Raw genomic sequence first — 17,082 nt, 5'->3', positions numbered from 1 at the left:
CCTGCGCCGCGGTCTTCTCGACGTCTGTCAACGGGTGCTCCCTTCGGGGGCGGACGCGCCGCAGGAGCGGCGGACCATGAGACGGGCGGACAGGGTGACGGACGGCGGGGTGCGTCCCTCCAGCCGTTCGACCAGGGCGCGGACGGCCCGGGTGCCGAGCTCTCCGGTGGGCTGGGCGATGGCGGTGATCGGCGGGTCGGTGTGCACGAACCACGCGATGTCGTCGAAGGCGGCCAGCGCCACGTCGTCCGGGACCCGCAGGCCACGGGCCCGGATCTCGTCCATCGCGCCCAGCGCCATCAGGTTGTCCGCGGCGAAGATCACCTCGGGCGGACGGGGCAGGGCGAGGAACCGGGCGGTGGCGCGGCGCCCGCTGTCCGCCTGGAAGTCGCCCTGCCCCACGTACTCCTCGGGCAGCTCCAGGCCGTGCTCGCTCAGCGCCTCGCGGAAGGCGTCGACCCGCTCGCTGCCGGTGGTGGTCGCGGCGGGCCCGGCGATGATGGCGAGCCGCCGGTGGCCGAGGGCGTACAGATGGGCGACCAGGTCCCGGACGGCGGTCCGGCCGTCGGTGCGGACGACGGGGACGTCCACCCCGGGGATCCAGCGGTCCACGAAGACCATCGGGGTGCCGGAGCGGGCCGCGTCCAGCATCAGCGGGGAGCCGCCGTCGGTGGGGCTGACCAGGAGGCCGTCGATGCGGCGGTCCAGCAGGGTGCGCACATGGTGGTCCTGGAGGTCCGGCTGCTCGTCGGCGTTGCCGATGATGACGCTGTAGCCGAGCGCCCGCGCCTCGTCCTCCACGGAGCGCGCCAGCAGGGTGAAGAACGGGTTCAGCACATCGCTGATCACCAGGCCGAGGGTGCGGGTCTGGTCGGTGCGCAGGGAGCGGGCCAGGGTGTTGGGGCGGTAGCCCAGCTCGGCGACGGCGGCCAGCACCCGGGCACGGGTGTCGGCCCGGACGGCCGGGTGGTCGTTGAGGACCCGCGACACCGTCGCGGCGGAGACCCCCGCACGGGAGGCCACATCCTTGATGCCCGCCATCGACGCACTCCTTCGTGGAATCGATTACAGCGCCCGATTGGAATCGATTACACGGAGCGGCCGCAAGACCCCGACACCGGATCGTGACCTCTCCCCACAGGTCGTCCACACCCGCGCGCCCCTCCCGTCCCGGCGCCGGCCGGCGGGTCCCCAGGAGGCCTGCCCGGTGTCGGTGCCGGGCGGTACCGTCGCCGCATGGTGCAACTGGCGGTGCTCGAAGGGGTCCTGGAGCGGATCACCTACGCCAACGAGGAGAACGGCTACACGGTCGCCCGGGTCGACACCGGCCGCGGCGGCGGTGACCTGCTCACGGTCGTCGGCTCGCTGCTCGGCGCGCAGCCGGGCGAGTCGCTGCGGATGGAGGGCCGCTGGGGCTCCCACCCGCAGTACGGCAAGCAGTTCACCGTGGAGAACTACACGACCGTCCTCCCCGCCACCGTCCAGGGCATCCGCCGCTATCTCGGCTCCGGCCTGATCAAGGGCATCGGGCCGCGCATCGCCGAGCGGATCGTCGACCACTTCGGCATCGACACCCTGGACGTCATCGAACAGGACCCGAAGCGGCTCATCGAGGTCCCGGGCCTCGGCCCGAAGCGCACGCAGCTGATCGGCGCGGCGTGGGAGGAGCAGAAGGCCATCAAGGAGGTCATGGTCTTCCTCCAGGGGGTCGGGGTCTCCACCTCCATCGCCGTCCGCATCTACAAGAAGTACGGCGACGCCTCCATCGCGGTGGTGAAGAACGAGCCGTACCGGCTGGCCGCCGACGTCTGGGGCATCGGCTTCCTCACCGCCGACCGGATCGCCCAGGCCGTCGGCATTCCGCACGACAGCCCCGAGCGGGTCAAGGCGGGCCTGCAGTACGCCCTGTCGCAGTCCGCCGACAACGGCCACTGCTACCTCCCCGAGGAACAGCTGATCGCCGACGCCGTGAAGCTCCTCCAGGTGGACACCGGGCTGGTCATCGACTGTCTGGGTGAACTGGCCGCCGAGGAGGAGGGCGTGGTCCGCGAGCCGGTGCCCGGCCCCGACGGCGGGGAGCCGGTCTCCGCGGTCTACCTGGTGCCGTTCCACCGCGCCGAGCTCTCCCTGACCGGCCGGCTGCACCGGCTGCTGCGCACCGAGGAGGACCGGCTGCCCGCCTTCCGCGCCGTGGACTGGGACGCCGCGCTCGGCTGGCTCGCCGGCCGGACCGGCGCGGACCTGGCGCCCGAGCAGCAGGAGGCGGTGCGGCTGGCGCTGACCGAGAAGGTCGCGGTGCTGACCGGCGGACCGGGCTGCGGCAAGTCCTTCACCGTGCGCTCCGTGGTGGAGCTCGCCCGCGCCAAGAAGGCGAAGGTGATCCTGGCGGCCCCGACCGGCCGGGCGGCGAAGCGGCTGTCCGAGCTGACGGGCGCGGAGGCCTCCACCGTCCACCGGCTGCTGGAGCTGAAGCCCGGCGGGGACGCGGCGTACGACGCGGACCGGCCGCTCGACGCCGATCTGGTCGTGGTCGACGAGGCGTCGATGCTCGATCTGCTGCTCGCCAACAAGCTGGTGAAGGCGGTGCCGCCGGGTGCCCATCTGCTGCTGGTCGGCGATGTGGACCAACTCCCGTCCGTCGGCGCGGGAGAGGTGCTGCGGGACCTGCTGGCGCCCGACAGCCCGGTGCCGGCCGTGCGCCTCACCCGCATCTTCCGGCAGGCGCAGCAGTCGGGCGTGGTGACCAACGCCCACCGCATCAACTCCGGGGTCCCGCCCATCACTCAGGGGCTGCCGGACTTCTTCCTGTTCGCCGAGGACGACACCGAGGAGGCCGGGCGGCTGACGGTCGACGTGGTGGCCCGCCGCATCCCCGCGAAGTTCGGGCTCGATCCGCGCCGGGACGTCCAGGTGCTGACGCCGATGCACCGCGGCCCGGCCGGCGCGGGCACGCTCAACGGGCTGCTCCAGCAGGCCGTCACCCCGGCGCGCCCGGACCTTCCGGAGCGGCGCTTCGGCGGCCGGATCTTCCGGGTCGGCGATAAGGTCACACAGATCCGGAACAACTATGACAAGGGCGCCAACGGGGTCTTCAATGGCACCGTGGGCGTGGTGACCTCGCTGAACACCGTGGACCAGCGGCTCACCGTGCTCACGGACGAGGACGAGGAGGTGCCCTACGACTTTGACGAACTGGACGAGCTCGCCCACGCCTACGCGGTGACGATCCACCGCTCGCAGGGCAGCGAGTATCCGGCCGTGGTGATACCCGTCACCACCGGAGCCTGGATGATGCTCCAGCGGAATCTGCTCTACACGGCTGTCACCCGAGCAAAACGGCTGGTCGTGCTGGTGGGCTCGCGCCGGGCGCTCGGCCAGGCGGTGCGGACGGTCTCTGCGGGGCGGCGCTTCACGGCGCTGGACCACCGGCTCAGCGGGGCCGTCGGGGCAGGTTCTCGTGTCGCCCGCGTTTCCTAATCGGGGCGAAGGGGAGCAGGATGTCACCGCACGCGCGGCACTGCGTGCCATAAACAGGCTTCGTGGCCGACCCCGAGTGCACGCTCTCGCACCAAATGGGGGAAGCTGGAGATAGTCAGGGCACCTCGTAGAAGAGGCACAACGTCGGTGAGGGATGACGTGAGCGACAACTCTGTAGTACTGCGGTACGGGGACGGCGAATACAGCTACCCGGTCGTCGGCAGCACGGTCGGCGACAAGGGCTTCGACATCGGGAAGCTCCGAGCCCAGACCGGTCTGGTGACCCTGGACAGCGGCTACGGCAACACCGCCGCGTACAAATCGGGGATCACCTACCTCGACGGCGAGCAGGGCATCCTCCGGTACCGCGGTTACCCGATCGAGCAGCTCGCCGAGCGCAGCACCTTCCTCGAGACCGCGTTCCTGCTGATCAACGGTGAGCTGCCGACCGTCGACGAGCTGGCGGCGTTCCGCACCGAGATCACCCAGCACACGCTGCTGCACGAGGACGTCAAGCGCTTCTACGACGGCTTCCCGCGGGACGCGCACCCGATGGCGATGCTGTCCTCCGTGGTCAGCGCGCTGTCCACGTTCTACCAGGACAGCCACAACCCGTTCGACGAGCAGCAGCGCCACCTGTCGACCGTCCGGCTGCTGGCCAAGCTCCCGACGATCGCGGCGTACGCGTTCAAGAAGTCGGTCGGCCACCCGATCGTCTACCCGCGCAACGACCTGGGCTACGTCGAGAACTTCCTGCGCATGACGTTCTCCGTGCCCGCGGCCGAGTACGACCTGGACCCGGTCGTGGTCAGCGCCCTGGACAAGCTCCTCATCCTGCACGCCGACCACGAGCAGAACTGCTCCACCTCGACCGTGCGTCTCGTCGGCTCCTCGCAGGCGAACATGTTCGCCTCGATCTCCGCGGGCATCAGCGCCCTGTGGGGCCCCCTGCACGGCGGCGCCAACCAGTCGGTGCTCGAGATGCTCGAGGGCATCAAGAACTCCGGCAGCGATGTCGACACCTTCATCCGCAAGGTGAAGAACAAGGAAGACGGCGTGAAGCTCATGGGCTTCGGGCACCGCGTCTACAAGAACTTCGACCCGCGGGCGAAGATCATCAAGGCGGCGGCGCACGACGTCCTCTCGGCCCTCGGCAAGTCCGACGAGCTGCTCGACATCGCGCTGAAGCTCGAGGAGCACGCCCTCGCCGACGACTACTTCGTGGAGCGCAAGCTCTACCCGAACGTCGACTTCTACACCGGCCTGATCTACCGGGCCATGGGCTTCCCGACCGAGATGTTCACCGTGCTGTTCGCGCTCGGCCGGCTCCCCGGCTGGATCGCCCAGTGGCACGAGATGATCAAGGAGCCGGGCTCCCGCATCGGTCGCCCGCGCCAGATCTACACCGGCGTCGTCGAGCGGGACTTCGTCCCCGTCGAGGAGCGCTGAGCCGCCTCCGTCGCGTCACGTATCCGCGCTCCGGCCTCGTAGGGGGCCGGGGCGCGGACGTGTGTGCGGGATGGGCGAAAGCTCGCGGCGCAGAGCTCCAGGGGTGCTGCTGAGGGCGTCCAGGAGGCCTGGGGCGGGCGCTGTGCTGGGCGGGAAGCGCGGCGCGGAGAACGAAGAAGCGGCGCGGAGAACGAAGGAGCGGCACGGAGAACGGAACGCGGCGCGGAGAACGAAGAAGCGCCCCGCGATCGATCCCCCCACGGGTCGATCGGCGGAGCGCTTCCCCTTCCCCGGATCGGATTCCCCCCACGGGATCCGGCCGGGCGTCTGCTGGCGCAGTGGTGCTCTCGGTGCGCCCATGCGATCTGCCGGGACGCGTACGTTCGGGAGGGCCGCTCAAAGCTCCCCGGGCACGGGTCCCGGCCACGCACAACCTGGTTCGTCCCCCAAGACGCACCCGGTCTGGCCGATGCCGTCACTCCGCCGGGAGTACTGGCATCGCACGGTTAGACTCACGACCCCCTGGAATGGTTACGTTCCAACCCCTGTGATCTAGGTCTCTTGCCATATGCGCACCAACACGGGCAAGAGCCTCGATTGGGAGATCGAGACTCTCGCGTAGACGTGTTGTGGGCCATGTGGGGATTATGTAAAAGTCCCGGCCTGATGGGAAGGGCTTGGGCCGTTGTGATCGTGTCCAGATCGGTTGAGCGGCGGGTGCGGTCCTGTCGGGATCAGTTGAAACGCCTCAGGCGGAGGCTGTTGGTCACCACGAAGACCGAGGAGAACGCCATCGCCGCCCCCGCGATCATCGGGTTGAGCAGCCCGGCCGCGGCCAGCGGCAGGGCGGCCAGGTTGTAGCCGAAGGCCCAGCCCAGATTGCCCTTGATGGTGGCGAGCGTCCGGCGGGCGAGCCGGATGGCGTCCGCCGCCACCCGGAGGTCCCCCCGCACCAGCGTCAGATCGCCCGCCTCGATCGCGGCGTCCGTGCCCGTCCCCATGGCCAGGCCCAGATCGGCGGTGGCCAGCGCGGCCGCGTCATTGACGCCGTCGCCCACCATCGCGACCGTCCGGCCCTCGCCCTGGAGCCGGCGCACCACGTCGACCTTGTCCTCCGGCAGCACTTCGGCCACCACCTCGTCGATGCCGACGGCGCGGGCCACCGCGTCGGCCACGGCCCGGTTGTCGCCGGTGAGCAGCACCGGCGTCAGCCCCAGCCGGCGCAGCTCCGCCACGGCGGCGGCACTCGACTCCTTGACGGTGTCCGCGACGGTCAGCACCCCGCGCGCCGCGCCGTCCCAGGCCACCAGGACCGTGGTCCGGCCCTCGGCCTCCGCCGCGGCCTTCGCCTGGGCCAACTGCTCCGGCACGGCCACGGAGTGCTCCGCCAGGAGCTTCTCGCGGCCGACGACGACCTCGTGGCCGTCCACGACGCCCCGCACCCCCAGGCCGGGGACGTTCTCGAAGCTCTCCGGCACCGCCGGCGGACCGGTGCGCTCGACGGCTCCGGCGGCGATCGCACGGGCCACCGGGTGCTCGGAGGCGTGCTCCAGCGGGCCGGCGAGCCGCAGCAGCTCCGCCTCCGACGTCCCCTCGGCGGTGATCACGCCCTGGAAGGCCATCCGCCCGGTGGTCACCGTGCCCGTCTTGTCCAGGACGACGGTGTCCACCCGCCGGGTCGACTCCAGCACCTCGGGGCCCTTGATGAGGATGCCGAGCTGCGCGCCGCGCCCGGTGCCGACCATGAGCGCGGTCGGGGTCGCCAGCCCCAGGGCGCAGGGGCAGGCGATGATCAGTACGGCCACGGCGGCGGTGAAGGCCGCGGTGATGTCGTCGGTCGCCAGCAGCCACGCCACCAGCGTGCCGACCGAGATCAGCAGCACCACGGGCACGAAGATCCCGGAGATCCGGTCGGCGAGCCGCTGCACCTCGGCCTTGCCGTTCTGCGCGTCCTCGACGAGCTTCGCCATCCGGGCCAGCTGGGTGTCCGCGCCGACCCGGGTGGCCTCCACGACCAGCCGGCCGCCGGCGTTCACCGTCGCCCCGGTCACCGCGTCGCCGACGGTCACGTCCGCGGGTACGGACTCCCCGGTCAGCAGGGCGGCGTCCACGGCGGAACTGCCCTCCGTCACCGTGCCGTCCGTGGCGATCTTCTCGCCGGGACGGACCACGAACCGGTCGCCGACGGCGAGCCGGGCGGCGGGGATGCGCTCCTCCCGGCCGTCGGGACGCAGCACGGCCACGTCCTTGGCGCCCAGCTCCAGCAGGGCCCGCAGCGCGGCGCCCGCCCGGCGCTTGGCCTTCGCCTCCAGATAGCGGCCGAGCAGGATGAACGTCGTCACCCCGGCGGCGACCTCCAGATAGATGGTCGACGCGGCGTCCGCGCGGGAGCCGGTCACCTCGAAGCCGTGTCGCATGCCCGTCATCCCCGCGTCGCCGAGGAACAGCGCCCACAGGGACCAGCCGAAGGCGGCCAGCGTGCCCACCGAGACCAGGGTGTCCATGGTGGCCGCGCCGTGCCGGGCGTTGGTCCAGGCGGCCCGGTGGAACGGCAGCGCGCCCCACACCACGACGGGGGCGGCCAGCGTCAGCGAGAGCCACTGCCAGTTGTCGAACTGCAGCGCCGGCACCATCGCCAGGAGCACCACCGGCACGGACAGGACGAGCGAGACCAGCAGCCGCTGCCGGAGCGTGGCGAGCTCGGCGTCCTGCGGGGTGCCCGCGCCGCTCGCGCCGCCGTCCTCGGCCGTGGCGGCACCGGCCGCGGACCGCTCCGGCGCCTCGGGCTCCGGGGGCGCAGGCTGCTCGGCCGTGTAACCGGTGCGCTCCACCATGGCGATGAGATCGGCGATGGCGACCCCGGACCCGTACGCGACCTTGGCCTTCTCGGTGGCGAAGTTGACGGTGGCGGTGACGCCCTCCATCCGGTTGAGCTTCTTCTCGACGCGCGCGGCGCAGGACGCGCACGTCATGCCGCCGATGGTCAGTTCGACGTGTGAGGCGTCCGAGGTGTCCGGGGCTGCCGAGCCGTCCGTGACGGGGGTCTCTGGTGCCGTGCTGGTCATGCGGGTCTCCTCAGGAGGAGGGCCGGACCCTGCGGCCGGTGGGCGCGGGCCGGGCCGTGCAGTCGCTGGAAGGTGCGGAGCGGGGGAGTGGCCCCGTGGCGAGTGCCGCGTGGCCGAGTGGGGTGCCGGGCGGAGCGGGCCGTGAGGGGGCGGCCGGTGCGGGACGGGCCGGTGCGTTGTGGCAGGCCCGTCCCCGCGCGTGCGCTTCCGGGTGTGCCGCCCCCGGGTCAGGCCCGCCCGACGAGCTCGAACCCGGCCTCGTCCACCGCGGCCCGTACGGCCGCCTCGTCCAGCGCGGCCGCGGAGGTGACCGTGACGAGCCCGGTGGCGGCCACGGCCTCCACGGAACGGACCCCGTCGAGCGCGGAGACCTCCTCGGTCACCGCGCCCTCGCAGTGGCCGCAGGTCATGCCGGTGACCCGGTAGGTGGTGGTGACGGTGTCGGTCGCGGTCTCGGCGGTCATGGTGCTTCTCCTGTCCGGTACTACGAGGTCGTTGTCCACCAGGGTGCCTCGGGATGCCCCCGGTGCGTCCTGGACGCTGTCCACTATACCCCCAGGGGGTATTTCGCTCCGGGGGTGCGATGCGCAGCGGCAGTGGCGTTCGGTGGCGGATGGGTGGCCGCTCGGGAAGCTGCGGGCGTGCCGGGCTGTGCGGGGTTGCCGGGGGTCTGCTCGGGGCCTCTTGGGGGCGGTCGGGTGGTGGTGCGTCGGGGTCCCCGTGCGGGGTGCGGCATTCCGGCCCCTCGTGGCGGCTGCCATCTCAGAGGTCGCCCGCAGGTCCCGCCGGGTTCCCGCGAGTACGCTGGTGTCTCAATAGCCGCTATTCGCGTGCTTTGCGCTAGATGTGCGTTTCGGGTGTGCCGGGGCGGACGGCGGTGGTCCGGGCGAGGGGCGGTCGGCATGGACGTGCTGTGGGCGTACGCGCTGCTGGCGCTGACGACGCTCCCGCCCCTGGTGCCGAACTCCGGGCTGCTGGTGGCCGCGGGCGTGCTCGCGTCGCAGGGGAGCCTGAACCTCGCGCTGGTCCTGCTGGTCGTCGCCGGCAGCGCACTCCTCGGGGATCTGCTGATGAACCTGGCGGGCCGCCGTTTCAGCGGTCCGGTGCAGCGCTGGGCGGGACGCAGCCGCCGGCGCCGGGCGCTCCTGGACTGGACCACGCTGCAGATACAGCGGCACGGTGTGCCGTTCGTCATCGCCGCCCGCTTCCTGCCGAGCGGGCGGCTGATCGGCGCGCTGGCCGCGGGCGTCGTCCGGTACCCCGTCCGCCGCTACCTCCTCGGTGCGGGGATCGCCGAGGTGGTCTGGGCGGCGTACTCCGTGGGCCTGGGCTACGTGGGCAGCGCGGCGGCGGGCGACCCGTTCTACGCCGCCCTACTCGGCATCGGGCTGTCCGCGCTGGTGGCCGGGGTGGGCGCGCTGGTGCAGTCCGCCGGCCGCCGGGGGTACCTCCGGCGGGGGCGGTTCGGCTCCGGTGAGGGCCCGGTCGCCGGGCCTTCCGCGGGGGCGGCCGCCGGGTCGGGTGACGGTCTCACCGACGGGCCGGCCGACGGGCCTGCCGCCGAGTCTGCCGCCGGGCCGGGTGACAGCTCAGCCGGTGGGCCGGCCGCAGAAGGGCCGGCCGCAGAAGGGCCGGTCGCAGAGGGGCCGGTCGTGGGGGGTGCGGTCGCGGACGGTGCGGCTCCGGGGCCCGCGGGGGCCTCGGGCGGCCCGGTGGCGGGTGCCGCTGGGTACGGGGGGCTGCGCGGCGCGGCGGGGAGCCCCCCGCGGAGCGGCGGGAACCGGTCGGTCGACGGCTCCGATTCCGGTCCCGGCCCGGATCCCGGCCCCGGGGCGGTGTGCGGTGGCGGCGCGGTGGCGGCCGGTGCGTGCGTCTGCGCCTCGCTCGCCGCACCTCGGGGGCGGGAACAGCCGGCCGGGGGTCGCCCGGCCCGGCGCCCTCGGCAACCGGACGGTACGGGCTCCCGCCGGGGCGTCCGCCGGAGGTGAGATGCCGGGCACCGCGGGCCCGGCCGTGTTCCCACGACAGGCCCTAGTCCCGTGAACGCCGGTTGCTCGGCCGTCTGCTGACCCAGCCGCGGATCGTGTCCGCGTACCAGTAGGGCTTGCCGCTCTCCACATGGTCCGGCGGCGGCAGCAGTCCGTGCTTCCGGTACGAGCGGACGGTGTCGGTCTGCACCTTGATGTGTGCGGCGATCTCCTTGTAGGACCACAGCCTGCGGTCGGTCATCCAACGCACCTTCCTCGCGGGGGCCGCAGCACGGGCCCGGGGGAGAGCCGTCGGGGGACTGCGGCGCACCGCTGATGATCAGTTCGCCTGTGTCCGGTCAACGACACCCCGTGACCGGGGTGGAGCTCTGTCGACCGGCTGTGACACGACATCAGCGAACCGGTGACAACTGTCGCGAGAGCCGGACAGCCCGGACGGAACCATGTCCGGCCATCCGGTTTCCCCGCAGCCCGCAGCCCGCAGCCCGCAGCCCGCAGCCCGCAGCCGGGATCCGCGAGCCCGAAGTCCGGAGCCCGGAGCCCGGAGCCCGGAGCCCTCAGCCCTCAGGCCGGACCGGCGATCCGTTCGGCCAGCTCCGCGGGCCGCACCGGCCGGTGCTCGGTGCGGGAGAGTTCGCACGCCTCGGCGACCAGCAGCGCGTGCAGCGCTTCCTCGCCGGAGCAGGGGTTCGGGGCCTCCCCGCGTGCCGCGCGGACGAAGGCGGCCAGCTCGGCGCGGTAGGCGGGGGCGAAGCGTTCCAGGAAGCCCGTCCAGGGGCGCTCGGGGGCAGGCGGCCCGCCCGGCTCGGCGGAGGTGAACGGCGTCCGGTCGTCCAGCCCGACCACGAACTGGTCCCGCTCGCCCGACAGTTCCATCCGCACGTCGTAACCGGCGCCGTTGTAGCGGGTGGCGGTCGCGGTGACCAGCGTGCCGTCGTCGAGGGTGAGCAGCGCGGCGGCCGTGTCGACGTCGCCGGCCTCGCGGAAGAAGGCGGCCCCGCCGTTCGCCCCGGTCGCGAACGCCTCGACCACCTCACGGCCCGTCAGCCACCGCACGGCGTCGAAGTCGTGCACCAGGCAGTCCCGGATCAGCCCGCCCGACAGCGGGAGGAAGGCGGGCGGCGGCGGTGCGGGGTCGGAGGTGACGGCCCGTACGGTGTGCAGCCGTCCGAGCCGGCCGGTGCGCAGCGCCTCGCGGGCGGCCAGGTAGCCGGCGTCGAACCGCCGCTGGAATCCCATCTGGAGCAGGGTTCCGGCGCGTTCGACCTCCCGCAGGGCGGTCACCGTGCCGGCCAGGTCCGTGGCGACGGGCTTCTCGCAGTACGCGGGCAGCCCGGCGCGGGCCGCGCGGGTGATCAGCGCGGCGTGCGAGGCGGTCGCGGTGGCGATCACGACCGCGTCGACGCCCGCGGCGAAGACGCCGTCCACCGACTCGGCCGACCTCGCCCCGATCCGCCCGGCCAGCGCGGAGGCCCGGTCGCGGTCCACATCGCCGATGACGAGGTCGTCGACACCGGGCGTCGCGAGCAGGGCCTCCGCGTGGAAGGCGCCGATCCGGCCGGCGCCGAGAAAGCCGATGCGCATGGGGTTCCCCTTCTCCTGTCGGTGCTCCGCTTCTCCCGTCGGTTCCCCGCCCGTGCCGGTGGCGGTGCCGGTGTGGGCCGGTTCAGGTACCCGCGCCGACCGGTGCCGGTGCCGGTTCCGGTGCCCGCGCCGGCCGGTTCCGGTTCCGCGGTGGTGGCCCGTCGCGGGCCCGGGGACGCCCGGCCGCCGGCCCGTCAGCGGTAGAGCGCGGGCCGTTCCACCAGGCCGGTCGTCGTCCGCTCGCCGGTGGCCTGCGCCCGTACGCCCGCCTCGCAGACCGCGGCCGCCGCGTAGCCGTCCCAGGCGCTCGGGCCCTCGGCCTCGCCGCGGCGGGTCGCGTCCACCCAGCGCTGCACCTCCCGGTCGTACGCCTCCTCGAAGCGGGTGACGAAGTCCTGGTCGATCTCGCCGCCCCAGCGGCCGGCGGAGTGGGTGACCATCGCGTGGCCGTCGCCGACCCGCGCACTGCCGGACTCGCCCACCGCCTCGCACTGCACCTGGTAGCCGAAGCCGCAGTTGACGAAGATCTCCACATCCACGACAGCGCCGCCGGAGGTCTCGAAGAGGACCAGCTGCGGGTCGCTGAGCGCTTCCGGGGCGGCGGCGGACGGGGTCGGCCGGAGCACCGTCACGGCCGTGATCTCCTGGTCCAGCAGCCAGCGGGTGGTGTCGATCTCGTGCACCACCGAGTCGTTGATCATCATCTGGTTGGTGAAACCGGGCGGGGTGGCGACGTTCCGGTGCTTGCAGTGCAGCATCAGCGTCCGGCCGAACCGCCCGCTGTCCAGCAGCTCCTTGAGCTTCAGATACTCCGCGTCGTAGCGGCGCATGAAGCCGACCGAGACCCGCCGGTGGCCCAGCCGCTGTTCGGCCTCCAGCACCCGCAGCGCCGAGGCGGCGTCCGGGGTGAGCGGCTTCTCGCAGAGCACCGGCAGGTCGTGGGCGAACGCCTGGAGCAGCGCCGTCTCGTGGGCCGGGCCGGGCGAGGCGATCAGCACCGCGTCGACGTCGGGGGCGGCCATCGCGGCGGCGGTGTCGCTGTAGGCGGTGCAGCCGTCGATCCGGCTGGCGAGCTGCTTGGCCCGTTCGGCGTCGATGTCGACGACGGCCGCGACCCGGGCGCCGCTGGTCACCTCGGTGATCCGGCGGACGTGGTCCGCGCCCATCCGGCCGGTGCCGATGACCGCTACGCCGAGTGTTCCGTGCTTCGTCATGGTGTCCCTCGTCAGTCGTGTCTGCATGATCGGCCGGGCCGGCGTCCGGCTGAAGCGGACGGGCCCCGGGACGGCCGGTTCACCCGGTGGCGGGCGCGCCGCACCGAGGGCGGAGCCGGCACCGGGCGCCCGCACCTCCCATGCCTACCCGGTGCGCGCCGCGGTGTCCGGTCCGGTGGGGCGCCGGCGCATCCCGCCGGGACAGCCCTCAGGCGCCGCAGCTGCGGAGGAAGCGGCGGGTCCGTTCGGCGATGGGGAAGGGCCGGTCCGGCGGGCACGGGTACATGTCCTGCTCGACGATGGCGAAGAGGTCGATGCCCAGGCCCTGCGCGGCCGTCAGCACCGGCTCCAGCTCGGGCACCCCGCCCGGCGGTTCGCACATCACGCCCCGCTGGACGGCCGGCCCGAACGGCACCCCGTCCCGGACCACCTCGGCGAGAATCTCCGGGTCCACCTGCTTGAGGTGGAGGTAGCCGATCCGCTCGCCGTAGGTCTCGATGAGCTTGACGCTGTCGCCGCCGCAGTAGGCGTAGTGCCCGGTGTCCAGGCAGAGCCCGACCGCGTCGGGGTCGGTCGCGTCGAGGAAGCGGGCGACGTTCTCCTCGCCGTCGATATGGGTGTCGGCGTGCGGGTGGACCACGATCTCCAGCCCGAACTCCTCCCGCACCCGCCGCCCCAGCCGCTCCATGCCACCGGCCAGATCGCGCCACTGTTCCGGGGTCAGGTCCGGGCTCTCCAGCACCTCGGCGGTCTTGTCGTCGCGCCAGAAGGCCGGGATGACGACGAGATGGCGGGCGCCCATGGCCTGGGTCAGCCGGGCGACCTGCGCGACGTGGTCCCAGGTGGCGTCCCAGACGGCGGGGCCGCGGTGCAGGGCGGTGAAGACGGTGCCCGCCGAGACCTTCAGCGCGCGCCGGGTGATCTCCTCGGTGAGGCGTGCGGGGTCGGTGGGGAGGTACCCGTACGGCCCCAGCTCGATCCAGGAGTAGCCCGCCTGCGCGACCTCGTCGAGGAAGCGCTGCCAGGGCACCTGCCGGGGGTCGTCCGGGAACCACACCCCCCAGGAGTCGGGGGCGGAGCCGACCCGGATCCGGTCGAGAGCAGGGGTGCCGGCCAAGGGCTGGGTGGCTGTCATGCCGCGTAGCCTCCACCCCGCTCCGACGCGTGTCAAGACTTCGTCCTGACATAAGGACTTAACGTCAATACAGGACAACGCCCCTGTTCCGCGGGGGTGTCGGCCTGCCTGCACCTCGCCACGTCCGAATGTCAGGACAAACTATTGACAGCGTGCGAGGGGCACGGTTACACCTGTGACCGGGAACCGGCCCGGCCGAGCGACAACGAAGGGGCGCACATGCCGCACTCTCCCGGGAGGGAGCCCTCCGCACCACCCCCCTCCTCCACTGATGCCGACCACCCCCATGACCTGATCACCATGGGCAGGATCGGGGTGGACATCTATCCGCTGCAGACCGGGATGTCGCTCGCGGAGGTCGAGACGTTCGGCAAGTTCCTCGGCGGCTCGCCCGCCAATGTCGCCGTCGCCGCCGCCCGGCTGGGCCGGCGCGCCGCCGTCGTCAGCCGCACCGGCGCCGACCCGTTCGGCGACTACATCCACCGGGCGCTGCGGGAGTTCGGGGTGGACGACCGCTGGGTGACGCCGGTGGACGCGTACCCCACCCCGGTCACCTTCTGCGAGATCTTCCCGCCCGACGACTTCCCCCTCTACTTCTACCGCCGGCCCAAGGCCCCCGATCTGGAGATCGCCGCCGGTGAGCTGGACCTGGCCGCGATCCGGGCCGCCCGGATCTTCTGGATGACCGGCACCGGGCTGTGCGAGGAGCCCAGCCGCGGGGCGACCCTGGCCGCGCTCGCCGCCCGCGCGAAGTCCGGCACCACCGTCTTCGACCTCGACTGGCGGCCCATGTTCTGGCCCGACGAGGAGCCCATGGCCGCCGCCCGCCCCGTCTACGCCGAGGCCCTCGCCCACGCCACCGTCGCCGTCGGCAACCTCGACGAGTGCCAGGTCGCCACCGGCGTCCGGGAACCCGAGGCGTGTGCCGAGGCGCTGCTCGACGCGGGAGTGGAGCTCGCCGTCGTCAAACAGGGCCCCAAGGGGGTCCTCGCCCTGCACCGCGACGGCAGCCGCGCCGAGGTGCCGCCCGTCCCCGTCGAGGTGGTCAACGGGCTCGGCGCGGGCGACGCGTTCGGCGGGGCGCTGTGCCACGGACTGCTGGCCGGCTGGGACCTGGAACGCACCATGCGGCACGCCAACGCCGCCGGCGCCATCGTCGCCTCCCGCCTCGCCTGCTCCTCCGCCATGCCCACCGAGGCCGAGGTCGTGGAACTCCTCGGCCGCGGCTGACCGCCGCGGCCCACCCCATCCGAGAGAGAGCGCTCCTGTGACCCTCCGTATCTCCGACATCGTCAAGGTGCGGACCCGCCACCCCGAGGCCATCGCGGAGGCCGCCGCCCGCCGGCCCCGCCGGCCCCTGATCGGCGACAGCGGCCGACTGATGATCATCGCGGCCGACCACCCGGCGCGCGGCGCCCTCGCCGTGGGCGACCGCGAACTGGCCATGGCCAACCGCGCCGACCTCCTCGAACGGCTCTGCCTGGCGCTGTCCCGGCCCGGCGTCGACGGCGTCCTGGCCACCGCCGACATCCTCGACGACCTGCTGCTGCTCGGCGCCCTGGACCACAAGGTCGTCATCGGCTCGATGAACCGCGGCGGACTCGCCGGCGCCGCCTTCGAGATGGACGACCGCTTCACCGGCCACCGCGCCGAGGACCTGGCCCGCTCCGGCTTCGACGCGGGCAAGCTGCTGCTGCGCATCGACTACGACGACCCCGGCTCGCTCAGCACCCTGCTCTCCACCGCCCGCACCATCGACGACATGGCCGCGCACCGGCTGCCCGTCTTCGTCGAACCCTTCCTCTCCCGCCGGGTCGCGGGCCGCGTGCGGAACGACCTGAGCGCCGCGGCGGTGACCAAGTCCATCGCCATAGCCTCCGGACTCGCCGGCACCTCCGCGTACACCTGGCTGAAGGTGCCGGTCACCGAGAATCCGGACGACATGGCCGCCGCGCTGGAGGCCTCCACCCTCCCGGTGGTACTGCTCGGCGGCGAGGCGGGCGGCACCGAGAAGGAACAGGCCGGGAGGTACGAGACGTGGCGCAAGGCGCTGCGGCTGCCGACCGTGCAGGGCCTGGTCGTCGGCCGCTCGCTGCTCTACCCGGCCGACGGCGACGTCACCGCCGCCGTCGACACCGCCGTCGGACTGCTCTGAACCGGCCCCTCCCGCAGGAGACTTGCTCATGACCTTCCCCGATTCCCGCACCGGCGACCGCCACCACCTCCCGGCCGGCAGCACGGCCGACGGGCCGTACACCCTGCACATCGACCCGGAGCGGGCCGGCTGGGACCACTCCGCCCTGCGGATCCTCGAACTGCCGCCCGGCGGCGGCCACTCCTTCGCCACCGGCGACAGCGAGTGGATCGTGCTGCCGCTCGGCGGCGGCTGCACGGTCCGCGCCGACGGCGAGACCTTCGAACTCCACGGCCGGGCCGACGTCTTCAGCGGCGTCACCGACTTCGCCTATCTGCCGCGCGACGCCGAAGCGGAGATCGTCTCCGTCGCGGGCGGCCGCTTCGCCCTCACCGGCGCCCGCTGCGACCGCCGGCTGCCCGCCCGCTACGGCCCCGCCTCCGGCGTCCCCGTCGAACTGCGCGGCGCCGGAACCTGCTCCCGCCAGGTCAACAACTTCGCCGCGGCCGGGGTCTTCGAGGCCGACCGGCTCATCGCGGTCGAGGTGCTCACCCCCGGCGGCAACTGGTCCTCCTACCCGCCGCACAAGCACGACGAGTGCCGCCCCGGCGTGGAGTCCGAACTCGAGGAGATCTACTACTTCGAGATCGCCCCCGCCCACGGCACCGAAGGGCTCGGCTACCAGCGCGTGACGCCCTCGGGCCCCGGGAAGGACACCGACGTGCTCGCCGAAGTGCGCACCGGTGACGCGGTCGTCATCCCGGACGGCTGGCACGGCCCGTCCATGGCCGCGCCCGGCCACACCCTGTACTACCTGAACGTCATGGCGGGCCCCGGTGCGGAGCGGGCGTGGCTCATCTGCGACCACCCCGACCACACCTGGATCCGCGGAACCTGGCCCGAGCAGCCCGTCGACCCGCGGCTCCCGCTCTACACAGCGCCGGAGGAGGCCCGATGAGCCGGCCGACCGCCCGCTCGGTGCCGGAGGAGGCCCGCGCAGTGCCCCAGGGAAGCCCGTCAGCGCCGGAGGAGACCC

13 protein-coding genes are annotated in these 17,082 nt (G+C 73.1%); 6 read left to right on the top strand and 7 right to left on the bottom strand.

All coding sequences use genetic code 11. The features are described 5' to 3' along the window. Nucleotides 1-27: 27 nt before the first annotated feature. Nucleotides 28-1,041, bottom strand: a complete 1,014-nt coding sequence (locus tag ACFYYR_RS02690) for a LacI family DNA-binding transcriptional regulator (RefSeq protein WP_388846119.1) — start codon at nt 1,039-1,041, stop codon at nt 28-30. Between the two features lie 195 nt (nt 1,042-1,236). Between ACFYYR_RS02690 and ACFYYR_RS02685 the strand changes: the two genes are divergently transcribed. Together ACFYYR_RS02685 and ACFYYR_RS02680 are read left to right on the top strand one after the other, a co-directional pair. Further along, complete coding sequence (locus tag ACFYYR_RS02685) at nt 1,237-3,477, top strand: ATP-dependent RecD-like DNA helicase (RefSeq protein ID WP_388846117.1); 2,241 nt, start codon at nt 1,237-1,239, stop codon at nt 3,475-3,477. A gap of 159 nt (nt 3,478-3,636) precedes the next feature. Continuing rightward, on the top strand, nt 3,637-4,926 hold the full coding sequence (locus tag ACFYYR_RS02680) for a citrate synthase (protein ID WP_388846115.1): 1,290 nt from the start codon (nt 3,637-3,639) through the stop codon (nt 4,924-4,926). 734 nt (nt 4,927-5,660) lie between these two features. Here the strand turns inward: ACFYYR_RS02680 and ACFYYR_RS02675 are convergent. Together ACFYYR_RS02675 and ACFYYR_RS02670 are read right to left on the bottom strand one after the other, a co-directional pair. Beyond that, nucleotides 5,661-7,991, bottom strand: a complete 2,331-nt coding sequence (locus tag ACFYYR_RS02675) for a heavy metal translocating P-type ATPase (RefSeq protein WP_388846113.1) — start codon at nt 7,989-7,991, stop codon at nt 5,661-5,663. Nucleotides 7,992-8,218: 227 nt separating this feature from the next. Further along, nucleotides 8,219-8,455, bottom strand: coding sequence for a heavy-metal-associated domain-containing protein (locus ACFYYR_RS02670; RefSeq protein ID WP_388846111.1), 237 nt, complete (start codon nt 8,453-8,455; stop codon nt 8,219-8,221). 438 nt (nt 8,456-8,893) lie between these two features. Between ACFYYR_RS02670 and ACFYYR_RS02665 the strand changes: the two genes are divergently transcribed. After that, nucleotides 8,894-9,979, top strand: coding sequence for a VTT domain-containing protein (locus tag ACFYYR_RS02665; protein ID WP_388846109.1), 1,086 nt, complete (start codon nt 8,894-8,896; stop codon nt 9,977-9,979). A gap of 43 nt (nt 9,980-10,022) precedes the next feature. Here the strand turns inward: ACFYYR_RS02665 and ACFYYR_RS02660 are convergent, their stop codons facing one another. From ACFYYR_RS02660 to ACFYYR_RS02645, 4 genes are all read right to left on the bottom strand, one after another. Then, complete coding sequence (locus ACFYYR_RS02660) at nt 10,023-10,220, bottom strand: helix-turn-helix transcriptional regulator (RefSeq protein WP_388846107.1); 198 nt, start codon at nt 10,218-10,220, stop codon at nt 10,023-10,025. 323 nt (nt 10,221-10,543) lie between these two features. Continuing rightward, on the bottom strand, nt 10,544-11,563 hold the full coding sequence (locus tag ACFYYR_RS02655) for a Gfo/Idh/MocA family oxidoreductase (protein WP_388846105.1): 1,020 nt from the start codon (nt 11,561-11,563) through the stop codon (nt 10,544-10,546). 194 nt (nt 11,564-11,757) lie between these two features. Further along, complete coding sequence (locus ACFYYR_RS02650; protein ID WP_388846103.1) at nt 11,758-12,777, bottom strand: Gfo/Idh/MocA family protein; 1,020 nt, start codon at nt 12,775-12,777, stop codon at nt 11,758-11,760. A gap of 208 nt (nt 12,778-12,985) precedes the next feature. Next, nucleotides 12,986-13,912 carry a sugar phosphate isomerase/epimerase family protein gene (locus ACFYYR_RS02645; protein WP_388846101.1) on the bottom strand — a complete coding sequence of 309 codons (927 nt, stop codon included), beginning with the start codon at nt 13,910-13,912 and terminating at the stop codon, nt 12,986-12,988. Between the two features lie 300 nt (nt 13,913-14,212). On the opposite strand from ACFYYR_RS02645, the gene iolC reads away from it, so the two are divergent. From iolC to iolB, 3 genes are read left to right on the top strand one after another with little or no spacing between them, the layout of a single operon-like run. Continuing rightward, entirely contained in the window at nt 14,213-15,142 is a 930-nt protein-coding gene (gene iolC, locus ACFYYR_RS02640) for a 5-dehydro-2-deoxygluconokinase (RefSeq protein ID WP_388846433.1), read from the top strand. A 37-nt stretch (nt 15,143-15,179) separates the two neighbouring features. Continuing rightward, nucleotides 15,180-16,067: a deoxyribose-phosphate aldolase gene (locus tag ACFYYR_RS02635; RefSeq protein ID WP_388846099.1), complete on the top strand. Its 888-nt coding sequence runs from the start codon at nt 15,180-15,182 to the stop codon at nt 16,065-16,067. Between the two features lie 28 nt (nt 16,068-16,095). Continuing rightward, nucleotides 16,096-17,004, top strand: a complete 909-nt coding sequence (gene iolB, locus ACFYYR_RS02630) for a 5-deoxy-glucuronate isomerase (RefSeq protein ID WP_388846097.1) — start codon at nt 16,096-16,098, stop codon at nt 17,002-17,004. The last annotated feature ends 78 nt before the right edge of the window (nt 17,005-17,082 follow it).

The organism is Streptomyces sp. NPDC001922 (assembly GCF_042891165.1).
GTDB lineage: Bacteria > Actinomycetota > Actinomycetes > Streptomycetales > Streptomycetaceae > Streptomyces.
This window is presented reverse-complemented; position numbering and strand designations above follow the sequence as displayed.